Here is a 14,725-nt window from a genome sequence, read left to right on the forward strand (position 1 = left end):
TTCTTAAATTATTATGAATTATGTTAACAAACATTATCAAATTCAGCTTAAATAACAAGCTGATTATTTTCTTATTTACTGCCTTTATTGTGGGTTTTGGTATTTTCTCTTTAACCCAAATACCAATTGGCGCAGTACCAGATATTACCAATAACCAAGTGCAGGTTATTACAACTTCTAGCAATCTTTCTACACAAGATGTAGAGCAATTTATTACCTATCCTGTAGAGCTAGAAATGGCAAATTTGCCAGGTGTTGAAGAAATTCGTTCTGTTTCAAAATTCGGATTATCTGTTGTTACTATTGTATTTAATGATGATATGGGTACTTTTTTACCACGTCAGCTTATTGCAGAAAAAATAAAATCTGCTTCAGAGCAAATACCAGAAGGTTTTGGCTCGCCAGAAATGGGTCCAATAACCACAGGTTTAGGTGAGATTTATCAATACATTTTAGATGTAAAACCTGGTTATGAAGACAAGTATACCACAACCGATTTACGCACCATTCAAGATTGGATAGTAAAACGCCAATTATCAGGAATTTCTGGTGTGGTAGAAGTTAATACTTGGGGAGGGTTTTTAAAACAATACGAAGTTGCAATCAACCCAAACAAACTAACAGCCATGAACATTTCTATTGCAGAGATTTATGAGGCTTTAGAAAAAAACAACAGTGTCTCTGGAGGTGGTTATATTGAAAAAAATGACAAAGCTTTTTTTATTCGTGGTGAAGGTTTAGTGGGTTCACTAAAAGACATTGAAGACATTGTTGTAAAAAACGATGGTACACCAATCTATATTAAAGACATTGCCAAAGTTGGTTTTGGTAGCGCGACGCGCTTTGGAGCAATAACTGGAAATGGTGAAGGCGAAAAAGTATTAGGTCAAATTATGATGCTTAAAGATGGGAATTCTAAAGAGGTCATCGACACCGTAAAAGAACGTGTTGCCTCGATACAAAGCACATTGCCAGAAGGCGTTTATATTAATGGCTTTTTAGAACGTAGTGAACTGATTGGAAAAACAACATTTACGGTTGCCGAAAACTTAATACTAGGCTCTTTAATCGTCATTTTTGTAGTGGTGTTACTACTTGGTAATTGGCGTTCTGGTTTAGTAGTTGCTTCCGTGATTCCTTTAAGTTTATTATTTGCTATTATTCTTATGCGTCAATTTGGTGTGGATGCAAATTTAATGAGTTTAGGTGCAATCGATTTTGGAATTATAATAGATGGCGCAGTTATTATTGTCGAGTTTATTGCGTTTCAAATCATGTCCAAATCGGCACATCTTTCTGGAATAAGCAAAAACAAAAAACAAGCTGAAATTGACCAAATAACACTAAAAAGTGCTTCAAAAATGATGAACTCTGCCATTTTTGGACAATTAATAATCCTTATAGTGTTTATTCCAATTCTTTCTTTAAGTGGTATTGAAGGCAAAATGTTTAAACCCATGGCAATGACCTTTAGTTTCGCGTTAATAGGAGCTATGATTTTGTGCTTAACCTATGTTCCTGTGGTGTCTTCGTTATTTTTAAAACCCAGCATACTGTCTGACAAGAATATATCAGCTAGACTAATGAGATGGCTAAACAATGCTTACCAACCTATTATTAATTGGGCTTTAGGTAGTAAAAAAATAGTAATCATTCTTTCTACTATTTTATTAGCCTCTAGTATTTGGGTATTCAGTAAAATGGGAGGTGAATTTATTCCAACTTTAGATGAAGGCGATTTTGTTATTCAACCTGTTTTAAAAACAGGAACCTCGCTTGGAAAAACTATTGAAATTACAACAAGAATTGAACAAATATTGTTAGATAATTTCCCAGAAGTAGATCAAGTAGTCAGCAGGATTGGTGCAGCAGAAGTACCTACAGACCCTATGTCTATGGAACAAAGTGATGTTATTATAAAACTGAAACCAAAAAACGAATGGACGTCTGCGAAAAACAAAGATGAATTAGCCGATAAATTTAAAGAAGCCTTATCCGTAATTCCAGGAATGGAAGTTGAGTTTACACAACCCATAGAAATGCGATTTAACGAGTTAGTTACAGGTGTTAGAGCAGATGTTGCTATTAAAATTTTTGGGGAAGATTTAGCCGTTTTAGCTAATAAAGCAAATGAAATTAAAGAACTCATTGAAAACGTGGAAGGTGCTACAGATTTTTCTGTTGAAAAGGTAGAAGGCTTACCACAAATGAGCGTGAAATTTAATAGAAGTAAAATTGCACGTTACGGACTCAATATTTCTGATGTTAACAGTGTTATCTCCATGGGATTTGCTGGTGCAACAGTTGGAAATGTTTTTGAAGGTGAAAAACGCTTCGATTTAGTGCTTCGTTTACAAGAGAATAATAGAAAAAACATAGAAAGTCTTCAAAACTTATACGTAGATACACCAAGTGGAAATAAAATTCCGCTTAGCGAATTAGCCGAAATAAGCTATACAACTGGACCTGCTCAAATATCGCGTGATGATACAAAAAGACGTATTGTAGTTGGTGTAAATGTGAGGAATCGAGATTTACAATCTGTGGTTCATGACATTCAAGACATAATAGACAGCAAACTAAAATTACCAGCTGGCTATAGTATTACCTATGGTGGACAGTTTGAAAATTTACAAAGTGCAAAAGACAGATTAATAGTAGCAGTTCCTATTGCCTTATTACTAATTTTTATCTTGCTTTATTTCGCTTTTAACTCTGTAAAAGAAGCACTTATTGTTTACTCTGCTATTCCGCTATCTGCTGTTGGTGGTGTATTGTTGCTTTGGTTTAGAGATTTACCATTTAGTATATCTGCTGGTGTTGGCTTTATAGCATTGTTTGGAATTGCCGTTTTAAACGGAATTGTATTAATAGAACATTTTAAAGAATTAAAATCTCAAGGCATCACCAACATTAACGAACGGATTAAAAGAGGAACAAGCGAACGTTTGCGCCCTGTTATATTAACTGCAGCTGCTGCTGCTTTAGGTTTTTTACCAATGGCTATTTCTACAAATGCAGGAGCAGAAGTGCAACGTCCTTTGGCAACAGTCGTTATTGGAGGATTGGTTACTGCAACTTTATTAACCTTAGTAGTTTTACCTGTTTTGTACGCTTGGTTTGAAGAAAAAAAAGACTTTAAAATGAAGAAAAAAACAGCTACAACAATTATTATTTTACTGCTAACATTTAATATTCAAGCGCAAAATAAACCATTAACAATAAACGAAACTTTAGAATTAGCAATAGAAAACAACGCGAGTTTAAAAGCTGAAAATCTAAAAATTGATCAAGCAAATATGTTTGTTCGTTCTGCTTTTACTTTCGACAAAACCAATATATATTATAATTATGACGAAAGCAATTTAGCTGTAAACAATAAGCCTCTTAAGGTTTTTGGAATCTCGCAAAACTTTAAATTTCCGACAGTTTATTTTGCAGAAAAGAAATTAAACCAATCTAAAGTAAGTGTACAAGAAGCTAATTACAGCTTGCAGTTACAATACATCAAAAAGCAAGTCTATACTAATTATTATCAATTAAGCTATGCGAAGAATAAAGCAGAAAACTATAAATATCTAGATAGCCTCTATCAAGAATTTGCAAGAAAAGCAGAACGAAGGTTTGATTTGGGTGAAACTAATTACTTAGAAATGATTACAGCACAATCCAAACAAAAACAATTAGAAACGCTTTATAAACAAGTACTTCAAGAAGTAAAATTATCTACAGCGCATCTTAAAAAAGTAGTGCAAGTAGATTCTATTACTATTGCAGATGGTTTACTTGAAAAACTAGAAATAGAGAGTTTATCGGTGAATCAAAATGTTGGCTTATCGGTTTTCGATGCCTCTATTAATTATCAGAAAGCACAAACCAAATTAGAGAAGCAAAACTTATTACCAGATCTCAATGCTGAATATTTTCAAGGAACCAACGATGGTTTAAACGATAATATTAAAGGTTATCAATTAGGTCTTAAAATCCCTATTCTGTTTGGTGGTCAACGCTCGAAAATTAAAGCTTCAAAAATTGCACAAGAAGTGATTGTTGAGCAAAAGCAAGATTACAAAGCGCAATTAAACGCAGAACACCAATCCTTATTGGCAAAGCTTCAGCAATATGAAGAAGCTATAACCTATTATAAAACACAAGGACAAACACTTTCCGAAGAAATTATAAAAACAGCAAACAGAACCTTTAAGGAAGGTGAGATTGATTTCTTTCAATACATTCAAAGTTTAGAAACGGCAAAAGATATTCAGCTTAATTATTTAGAGCAATTAAACCAATACAACCAAACGGTTATTACCATCAATCACTTAACATTATAAAGAAGAAACGAGCATGTTAAAAAGTTCCTCATTTAACTAAATGATTAATTTCGAACAACATGTTACCATTAAAAATAATAACACATGAAAAACATATATATAGTACTATTTTCAATGCTTTTTGCAGCCTGCGGAAATTCAGAAAAAAAAGACACAGCAATTCCTGAAACGGAAACACATAATAATGAAATAATTATAACCAAAGCACAATTTGAAGGTGAAAAAATGGCTTTTGGAACGTTAACAGAATACAATTTTAACGAAACTGTAAAAGTAAACGGAATGATAGATGTGCCACCGCATAATAAATCTAGCGTCACTACTTTTAATGGTGGTTATATTACCAAAACACCACTATTAATTGGAGACAAAGTAAAAAAAGGGCAGCTTTTAGTTACTTTAGAAAACACAGAATTTGTTGAGATTCAGCAAAACTATTTAGAAGTTTCAGAGCAATTAAGCTATTTAAAATCGGAATTCACGAGACAAAAAACTCTGTTTGACGAAAAAATTACTTCAGAAAAAAACTATCTAAAAGCCAAAAGCGCTTACAAAAGTAACTTAGCACATTATAACGGATTACGTAAAAAACTACAAATGCTAAATCTTAATCCTAGCACTGTGGAACAAGGCCGAATTTCTTCAACTATAAACTTGTATGCTCCAATAAATGGCCATATCACTAAGGTTAACGTAAGTAACGGCACGTATGTTTCGCCAAGTGATGTGATTATGGAAATTATAGATATTGATCATATTCATTTAGAATTATCTGTTTTTGAAAAGGATATTATGAAAATTAAAAAAGATCAAAAAATCGAATTTAAAATACCTGAAGCTTCAAACAAAAAATACGAAGCAGAGGTGCATTTAGTTGGTACTACAATTGACGAGCAAACACGACGTGTAAAAGTACATGGACATGTAGATAACGACAAGGAAAACTTTATAGTAGGCATGTTTGTGGATGCCGATATTATTATTGACAGCAAAAAAGGATTAGGCTTACCAAAAGAAGCTATAATAGAAATTGGTGACGACCATTTTGTTTTAATTTTAGAAGAACAACATGGTGAGGGATTTCAATTAGAAAAGATTAAATTAGAGCTTGGAAAGCAAACAGAAACTAATGTAGAAATTTTAAATATAGCGACCTTAAAAGATAAACAAGTTTTGGTTAAAGGTACAAGCATGCTACTAAATGATAACGAAAGTGAGCACAGTCATTAATAGTTACATAAAATAAATGAATACTCATAAAATGGAAGTACACAACCATAGTCCTAACCTCATTTTTGGTAAAAAAACAGAACTCTATTTTGCTATACTTTGTGGTATTTTTTTAGTGCTTGGCTTTACTATTAAAAAACTAAGCAATTTTCCAGATTGGACATCATTAAGCAGTTACATAATCGCATACTTTTTTGGCGGCTATTTTATATCAATTGAAGCCTTTAAAAAAATACGTAAAGGTAGTTTTGATATAGATTTTTTAATGATTGCTGCTGCAATTGGCGCAGCTTATATTGGTAGTTGGGCTGAAGGTGCTTTACTTCTGTTTCTATTTAGTTTAGGTCATGCACTTGAACATTATGCTATGAATAAAGCTAAAAAATCTATTGAAGCTTTAAGTGATTTATCTCCTAAAACAGCATTAGTTAAAAAAGGACATCAAATAACAGAAACACCCATTGAAGATTTAAAAATTGGAGATGTAATTGTTGTTAAACCTAACACCAAAATAGCCGCAGATGGCGTTATTGTAACTGGAAATAGTAGTGTAAATCAAGCACCTATTACTGGAGAAAGTATGCCTGTAGATAAATCTGCAATTGCCTCAACAGAAAATTTACCAGAATTTAAACATATAGATAAAAAACATATAGCTTTTACTGGCACCATAAATGGAGATAGCAGCATTGAAGTGCATGTTTTAAAACTAAGTCAAGACTCTACAGTTGCTCGATTAATTAAAATGGTGAGTGAGGTAGAAACGCAGAAATCACCAACGCAACGTTTAACCAAAAAATTTGAAAAATGGTATGTTCCAATTGTAATAATTGTTGTCATAATTTTATGTTTTGCTTATCTAATTATAAACGAAACATTTAACGAAAGTTTATACAGAGCAATAACCGTTTTAGTAGCTGCCAGTCCTTGTGCTTTAGCAATATCCACACCAAGTGCTGTACTTAGCGGAATTGCGCGAGCAGCACAAAAAGGTGTTTTAATTAAAGGCGGGAAAGCGTTAGAAGATTTAGGAAGCATTACCACCATTGCATTTGATAAAACAGGAACTTTAACCGAAGGGAAACCGAAGCTAACCAACGTTATTGCTCTAAATAATTTTGAAGAAAATAAATTTCTACAAATAGTTTTAGAAGTAGAAAGCTTAAGTAATCATCCACTCGCAAAAGCTATAGCAAAAGACATTACAAAACTACATAACATTAGTTATAAAAACACTGCTACAAACATTAAAGCCATTCAAGGAAAAGGAATTACGGCTAAATACGAAAATGCTTCCGTTTTTATTGGTAATTTAAAATTGATGCAAGATGAAGGTATTGCTGTTGCAAATTCTATAACCACACAAATGGACAGTCTTTTACAAAACGGACATACGGTTATGTTAGTGGCTTTTAAAAAAGAAATTATAGGTGTTTTAAGCGTGATGGATGTACCAAGAAAAACAGCAGCAGATACGCTTAAAAAACTAAAAGCAATTGGGATAAAGCGTATGATTATGCTAACTGGAGACCATCAAAATGTTGGAAATGCTATTGCAAAGCAAATTGGTTTAACAGAAGCAAAAGGAAACTTACTGCCTGAGGATAAAGTTGCTGCTATTAAAAACTTATTAGCAACAGATGGAAAAATAGCAATGGTTGGCGATGGCGTAAACGATGCTCCAGCAATGGCCTTAAGCACAGTTAGTGTTGCAATGGGAGCTGCGGGAAGTGATGTAGCTTTAGAAACTGCAGATGTTGCACTAATGTCTGATAAAATTGAAAATCTACCGTTTGTTATTGGATTAAGTAGAGCATCCAAACGGATTATAAAAGAAAATATTTTTATAAGCTTAGGTGTTGTAGCCATACTAGTTCCTGTTACTATTTTTGGACTAACCAATATTGGTTTAGCCGTTTTATTTCATGAAGGCTCGACTGTTATTGTAGTTTTAAATGCTTTGCGTTTGCTGGCTTACAAGGAAAATTAACAAAACCATACACACCAGATACGCACAATTTAAAGTCCGTTTTTTATGAAAATTTAACATCTTTGTAAGCAACCTTTTCTAGACATTGGCACCTATTAATAAACTAAACCACCTTATAAATGAAAAAATTATTGATATTCTCTACTTTATTGTTTTCAATAATCACTGTTAAAGCACAAGAAGAAATTAAAACAACTGTTAACTATGAAAAACATAACGAATTAAAACTTAATGGTGTTATGCTTTTAGCTGGAGCTTTTGAAGCTGTTTACGAAAGAAATCTTAATAAAGAGTCTTCTGCTGGCATCTCTGTTCTTTTTCCTTTTGACAAAGAAAATCTAGACACTAGATTAAATTATTATATCTCTCCATATTACAGAATCTTTTTTGGCGAAAAATATGCAGCTGGTTTTTTTGTGGAAGGTTTTGGAATGTTAAACTCTATTGAAGAAAGAGAGGCTTTAATAGGTGGTGGCTCTAATTCTTTTAGAAGTAAAAACGTTTCAGATTTTGCTCTAGGTTTTGGTTTAGGAGGTAAATGGGTTTCAAAAAGCGGATTTGTTTTTGAACTTAATGGAGGGCTTGGAAGAAATTTATTTAATAACCAAAACACCAGTACCCAATTAGTTGGCAAATTTGGTTTTAACTTAGGCTATAGATTCTAATCTAAAACGTGTACATATAAAAATGCCCAAACTTACCAGTTTGGGCATTTATTTTAAATCATTTATTTTACTGAAGTCAATTCAGCGCAAACAAAGAAATAGATTACTTCATGCGCATTAGCCAATGCTTAACATCAACTTCAGCTTTAATTATATCTTTTAAATCTTCAATTTTAACACGAGATTGCTCCATAGTATCTCTGTGGCGAATAGTAACTGTTTTATCTTCTAAAGTTTGGTGATCTACAGTAATACAAAAAGGTGTACCATTAGCATCTTGCCTTCTATAACGTTTTCCTACTGCATCTTTTTCATCATAGAATACATTAAAATCCCATTTTAAATCTTCAATAATTTCTTTTGCTACTTCTGGTAAGCCATCCTTTTTTACTAAAGGAAAAACGGCTGCTTTTACAGGAGCTAAAACTGCTGGTAATTTTAAAACTGTTCTTGTTGTATTATTTTCTAGCTCTTCTTCCATTAAGGCATTAGAGAATACTGCTAAAAACATTCTGTCTAAACCAATAGAAGTTTCTAAAACATAAGGTGTGTAACTTTTATTTTCTTCGTGATCGAAATATTGCAGTTTTTTACCAGAAAATTCTTCGTGTGCTTTTAAATCGAAATCTGTACGAGAATGTATTCCTTCTAATTCTTTAAACCCAAAAGGGAATTTAAACTCAATATCTGTTGCAGCATCTGCATAATGCGCTAATTTCTCATGGTCATGAAAACGATAGTTATCTTCTCCCATCCCTAAAGAAAGGTGCCATTTCATTCTCGTTTCTTTCCAATGCTCAAACCATTTTTGTTGTGTTCCTGGTTTGATAAAAAATTGCATTTCCATTTGCTCAAACTCACGCATTCTGAAAATAAATTGTCTTGCAACAATTTCATTTCTAAAAGCTTTTCCAGTTTGTGCAATACCAAAAGGAATTTTCATTCTTCCTGTTTTTTGCACATTCAAGAAGTTTACAAAAATACCTTGTGCTGTTTCTGGACGTAAGTATAAATCCATTGCTGTTTCTGCACTTGCTCCTAACTTAGTACCAAACATTAGGTTAAACTGCTTAACATCTGTCCAATTACGACTTCCGCTTAAAGGATCAGCTATTTCTAGCTCTTCTATTAATGCTTTAACATCTGCTAAATCTTCTGCTTCTAGAGATTTTCCTAAACGCTTTAAAATGCTATCAATTTTTTCTTGATAACCAAGAACTCTTCCGTTAGTCGCTATAAATTCATCTTTATTAAAAGTATCGCCAAAACGTTTTTCTGCTTTTTTAACTTCTTTATCAATTTTAGCTTCAATTTTAGCACAATAGTCTTCAACTAAAACATCTGCACGATATCTTTTTTTAGAATCTTTATTATCTATTAATGGATCACTAAAGGCATCTACGTGTCCAGAGGCTTTCCAAGTGGTTGGATGCATAAATATTGCTGAATCGATACCAACAATATTGTCGTGCATTTGCACCATGGCTTTCCACCAATAATCGCGAATGTTCTTCTTTAATTCTGCTCCATTTTGTGCGTAATCGTAAACTGCACTAAGTCCATCGTAAATTTCACTACTCTGGAATACGTAACCATACTCTTTTGCATGAGAGATTACTTTTTTAAATTGATCGTCTTGATTTGCCATAACTACAAAAATATAAAACCATTCCAAATATGGAATGGTTTTTCTAATAATATTAAAGGATATTCTTATTCTAATTCTATGGTTGTTCTTCCTAATTTTTTTCCTTGGTAAAATACACTTATAAAATAAGCCCCTTTTGTTAGCTTTTCTGTTCCCTTATCTATTAAAGAGCAGATATCCATATCTTCGTTATTATAATCTACTGTTTCAATAGCAGAATATATTAAAGATGTTTTTCCGAAATTTAATGTGCCTTTATCTGCAACAACATTCATTTTAGAATCTAACACTTGAATATAGAGTTCTTTTCTCCCTTTTTGGAGTAACTCGTTTTTAGCAAGTGTAAAACAAACTTGAAATTTATTTGTTTTATTTACGTTTCTGGTATTTACAATTCTATTAGAAGATGTTACTCTTTTTACGCCTTTAGCAACAATATTTGTAACGATTAATTGCTTTGCTTTCTCTAAATCTTCTTTTAAATGGAGATTTGTTTCTGCAAGTGTTTCGTTTTTTGTTTTAAGTGTATTCGCAATAGTTTTAGTCTCGACTAAGTGACTTGTAATTTCCTTAGTTTGCTGTTTAAGTGAAGTGTTTTCGGCTGCCAAATTATCTGCTAAGGCCAATATTTGCACATTCTCTTGCTTAAGCACTTTTATTTGTGCTCTATATTTAGATATTAAAGACGCATTGGGTTTTATAAGTTTTACAGAATCTAAAATTCTTGAAATTTTAGATTTTGTCTCTTCTAATTGTTTCGCAATAAAGGCACTTTTTACATCTACTGCGTCGTAACTTGAAATCATTTCGGATAATTCACTTTCAACAAGAATTTTTTCTTGTTCAATAAACACCTGATTTTCTTTTAAAATATTGTAACTCGTGTAGCTAAAAGAGCCTAGAATTACAATTGCTATAACCAATGAACCAATAATTAATCTATAGTTAAATAATTGAGGGTTAACTATCATCTTAATTTAATTAATCATCAAAACTAAATAAATAGATTTTGATTGATGATTAAAATCGATGAAACGATAATTTAATTGTTGAAGTTATAATAAAAAAGATAATACATCTAAAAAACAAATACTTAGCTTACTTTAGAGCTTGAAATGCTTAAAGCTCTTGTAAACCTATTCTTTCCAAAAGTTTGCTTAACGTGTCAATTACAACTAATTGATAACGAAAAACACTTATGTACAACTTGTAGACATAAACTACCATTAACAAATTATCATTTAACTCAAGACAACTTTATTTCAAAATTGTTTTATGGAAGAGCTAAAATTGAAACTGCAACAGCTTTACTACGGTTCGAAAAAAAAGGGATTACACAACAGCTAATACATCAATTAAAGTATAAAGAACAGCAACAAGTTGGCGCTTTATTAGGCACTTGGTTAGGTGCAGAACTAAGTGATTGCGAAGACTATTCTTCCATAGATATTGTTATTCCTGTACCTTTACACAAAAAGAAATTGAGAAGTCGAGGCTACAACCAAGTCACTAAGTTTGGCGAAGAAATAGCAACTGCTTTACAAGCTCAATATATAGACGATATATTAATTAAAGTAACAAATACAAAATCTCAAGTTACCAAAAATAGGTTTTCGCGTTGGACAGGTAAAAACGATACGTTTGCACTATCTAACAAACAAAAAATAGCAGGAAAACACATTCTTTTAGTAGACGATATCATTACTACTGGAGCAACTTTAGAAGCCTGCATACTAGAGTTAAACAAAGCCGAAAACATAAAAATCAGTATTGCTACAATGGCAATTGCTTAAGACTGTAGGTTTTATGTTAAATTCTTTATAAATACTACGTTTAATAGAACACTATTTGTGTTACTTTACAAATATGTTGTTATTTTGCGAACAATAAATTCAAGCATGAAAAACGGGTTTTACAATTTTTTATTTTTTATTTCTATTACGCTAATTATTGCTAGCTGTGCCAATAGAGGTACACCAGATGGTGGAGAAAAAGATATTTTACCACCTGTTATTGTTAAATCTATCCCAGAAAATTACACTACTAATTTTAATAGTAAAGAGATTCGAATTTATTTCGATGAGTATATAAAAACTAAAAACCTTACGAAGCAACTCGTTATTTCACCACCAATGAAAACGCAACCAGACATTACACCTCTTGGTTCTGCTAGTAAATATATTACAATTAAAATTTTCGACACACTACAACCAAATACTACGTATGCCTTTAATTTTGGAAATAGTATTGTGGATAACAACGAGGAAAACCCATTTAAATATTACAGATATGTTTTTTCAACAGGATCCTATATAGATTCACTTTCTGTAAAAGGAAATATTAAAGATGCTTTAAATCCTGAAGTTGATGATTTTGTTTCGGTTGCTTTATATGAAATGGATTCTACTTATTCTGATTCGTTGCTATATAAAAGAGAGCCAAATTATATTACTAATACACTAGACAGTACAACAAATTTTAAAATTGAAAATATAAAAGCAGGTAAATATATGCTTCGCGCCTTAAAAGATGAAAACGGAGATAATAAGTTTCAGCAAAAAAATGAAAAAATAGCATTTTATGAAACACCAATAACACTACCTCAAGACACATCTAAAACTTTTGAGCTTAAATTATTTGCTGAAGCACCAAACTACAGAGCTTCAAAACCAAGCTTAGTTGCTGGCGAAAAAATAATTTTTGGATACGAAGGCGATTACAAAAACACTAAAATAGAATTACTCTCGAAAGTAATAGATAGTTTTAAAGGTCGTTATTATAAAGATGAAAAAACCGATTCGCTTTTGTACTACTACAATCCGAAATTGACGGTCGATTCTTTAATTTTTAAAGTCACTAATCGTAAAGTTATAGACACGTTTACAGTAAGAATAAAAGACAAAGAGCGCGATTCTCTAATAGTAAATTCCGATCCAAAAGGCACTATTGGTGTAGAAAAAGATTTTTTTATTACTGCCAATATTCCTTTTGAAAAAATAGATGAAAATAAAATTGCAATTCGCGATAAAGATTCGGCTTTAGTAGATTTTAAAACGGAGTATAATAGCTTAAAAAACAGCTACGCTCTTAAGTTTAATAAAACGGTAGATAACCAGTATAAAATACAAGTGCTTCCATATGCTTTAACCGATTTGTTTAATAACACAAACGACACACTTAATTACAGCGTTAAAACGCAAACTGAATACAAATACTTTAACTCTAGAATTATATTGGTAAATGCAAAATATCCTGTAATTGTTCAGCTTACAGATTCTAAATATGAAGTCATTGCAGAACAATACATTGAAAAAGCACAACCTGTAGATTTTAACTTTTTAGATCCTAAAAATTTCTTTTTACGTGTAATTTACGATACTAATAAAAACGGGAAATACGATACTGGAGATTACTTAAAAGGTATCCAACCAGAACGCGTAAGTTATCATCCAGATGTTATTGAAGGCACTGCTGGTTTCGATGAAATTACAACACTTAAATTGTTAGATTAAAAGAATCCTTATCGTTTAAAAACCCTAAATGTCTTCGGTTTTTTTCGATGTGAGATTTATTTAATGTTACAATTTCAGTGACTTCTTTATTGCTGTTTTCGGTAGTTAGTTTTTTACCTAAAACATCGTAAACTGCAGAATGCCCAGGATATTCATAACTATTGCCATCTAATCCTACTCTGTTTACACCAACACAATAACTCATGTTCTCAATTGCACGTGCTTTTAATAAAGCGTCCCAAGCTGCAATTCTTTGTTTTGGCCAATTAGCAACATAAAGCAATACATCGTAATCTTCTGTATTTCTAGCCCAAACAGGAAAACGAAGATCGTAGCATACTTGCGGACAAATACTCCAGCCATTATACTCAATAATTACTTTTTTAGCTCCTGCAGTAAAGACTTTATCTTCACCTGCGAGTGAGAAGCTATGTCTTTTATTATACTGTAATATTTCGCCATTTGGTTTTACAAATAGTAATCTATTATAATACTTATCATTTTCTAAAACAGCAATACTCCCAACAATTGCTGTTCGTTTTTGGTTGGCCAAGTCTTGCATCCAAGCAACCGTTTCTCCTTTCATAGTTTCAGCAATGGCTTTAGCATTCATGTTAAAACCAGAAGTAAACATTTCTGGCAAAACAATAAGATCTACATACTCAACAATAGCATCTATTTTAGTTTGAAAGTTAATGCGATTTTGTACCGCATTCTCCCAAACTAAATTAGATTGTACTATCGCTATTTTAAAATTTTCATTCATAATGATTACAATTTAAAACCAAAATGTCGTATTAAAAAATATTTATTTCTTAATACGACATTTAAAAATTTCTAACATATTTAAAGCTTACCTAAACGCTTTTCTGCTTTAGCTATATTACTTCTTAGCTTTTCGAATTTCTTCTCCCACTTTTCATGGTAGCCTGGTGAAAGCTTACCTTTTCTTTTAAGCTTTTCGAATTTCTTCTTTTGAGACTCGTATCGATCTTTAGCTTTACTAACATTCTTCTCAGCAGATTCCCTCTTGTTTTCAGCCTTTTCTTTCTTTTTTAGCTCTTTTTCTATTGCTTTCTTCTCTTTTTCTGCTTTTATCTGTGTTTTTTCAGCATTTCTAAGCTCTTTTTCTCTACTCTTTTCTACTTTTTTTAACTTTTTTTCTTCCTTCTCTTTTGCTTTTAATTCCTTTTCCTGCTTCTCTACTTCTTCTTTAGCTTTCTCAATAGCATCTTCTTTCATTTTAACAGCGTCGGTTACTTTTTCTGCTTGCTTAAACATTTCAACTTTTTGGTCTTCGGTAAAAGTTGAAGACACATCTTCTCCATCTAAAAGAATTTCACTCT

The 14,725-nt window shown here is 32.0% G+C and carries 10 protein-coding genes; 6 read left to right on the plus strand and 4 right to left on the minus strand.

The window, feature by feature from the left end:
- Positions 1-20: 20 nt before the first annotated feature.
- The 4 genes from CW733_RS11630 (at position 21) to CW733_RS11645 (ending at position 8,219) form a co-directional block, all read left to right on the plus strand.
- Positions 21-4,334, plus strand: coding sequence for a CusA/CzcA family heavy metal efflux RND transporter (locus CW733_RS11630; protein WP_100997336.1), 4,314 nt, complete (start codon positions 21-23; stop codon positions 4,332-4,334).
- Between the two features lie 84 nt (positions 4,335-4,418).
- Complete coding sequence (locus tag CW733_RS11635) at positions 4,419-5,564, plus strand: efflux RND transporter periplasmic adaptor subunit (protein ID WP_100997337.1); 1,146 nt, start codon at positions 4,419-4,421, stop codon at positions 5,562-5,564.
- A 16-nt stretch (positions 5,565-5,580) separates the two neighbouring features.
- Positions 5,581-7,554, plus strand: a complete 1,974-nt coding sequence (locus tag CW733_RS11640; RefSeq protein ID WP_100997338.1) for a heavy metal translocating P-type ATPase — start codon at positions 5,581-5,583, stop codon at positions 7,552-7,554.
- A gap of 119 nt (positions 7,555-7,673) precedes the next feature.
- Positions 7,674-8,219, plus strand: a complete 546-nt coding sequence (locus tag CW733_RS11645) for a DUF3575 domain-containing protein (protein WP_100997339.1) — start codon at positions 7,674-7,676, stop codon at positions 8,217-8,219.
- 103 nt (positions 8,220-8,322) lie between these two features.
- On the opposite strand, the gene CW733_RS11650 is transcribed toward CW733_RS11645, so the two are convergent.
- The gene (locus CW733_RS11650) at positions 8,323-9,867 is read right to left on the minus strand and encodes a glycine--tRNA ligase (RefSeq protein ID WP_100997340.1); all 1,545 of its coding nucleotides are present in this window, start codon (positions 9,865-9,867) and stop codon (positions 8,323-8,325) included.
- 65 nt (positions 9,868-9,932) lie between these two features.
- On the minus strand, positions 9,933-10,838 hold the full coding sequence (locus tag CW733_RS11655; protein ID WP_100997341.1) for a hypothetical protein: 906 nt from the start codon (positions 10,836-10,838) through the stop codon (positions 9,933-9,935).
- 144 nt (positions 10,839-10,982) lie between these two features.
- Here CW733_RS11655 and CW733_RS11660 point away from each other — a divergent pair, with 144 nt between their 5' ends.
- Positions 10,983-11,660, plus strand: a complete 678-nt coding sequence (locus tag CW733_RS11660; RefSeq protein WP_100997342.1) for a ComF family protein — start codon at positions 10,983-10,985, stop codon at positions 11,658-11,660.
- Positions 11,661-11,765: 105 nt separating this feature from the next.
- On the plus strand, positions 11,766-13,379 hold the full coding sequence (locus CW733_RS11665; protein WP_100997343.1) for an Ig-like domain-containing protein: 1,614 nt from the start codon (positions 11,766-11,768) through the stop codon (positions 13,377-13,379).
- On the opposite strand, the gene CW733_RS11670 is transcribed toward CW733_RS11665, so the two are convergent.
- Together CW733_RS11670 and CW733_RS11675 are read right to left on the minus strand one after the other, a co-directional pair.
- Positions 13,363-14,145: an amidohydrolase gene (locus CW733_RS11670; RefSeq protein WP_100997344.1), complete on the minus strand. Its 783-nt coding sequence runs from the start codon at positions 14,143-14,145 to the stop codon at positions 13,363-13,365. The genes CW733_RS11665 and CW733_RS11670 overlap by 17 nt on opposite strands.
- An 80-nt stretch (positions 14,146-14,225) precedes the next feature.
- Entirely contained in the window at positions 14,226-14,621 is a 396-nt protein-coding gene (locus CW733_RS11675) for a hypothetical protein (protein ID WP_157811572.1), read from the minus strand.
- Between the last annotated feature and the right edge of the window lie 104 nt (positions 14,622-14,725).

Source organism: Lacinutrix sp. Bg11-31 (assembly GCF_002831665.1).
Taxonomy (GTDB): domain Bacteria; phylum Bacteroidota; class Bacteroidia; order Flavobacteriales; family Flavobacteriaceae; genus Lacinutrix.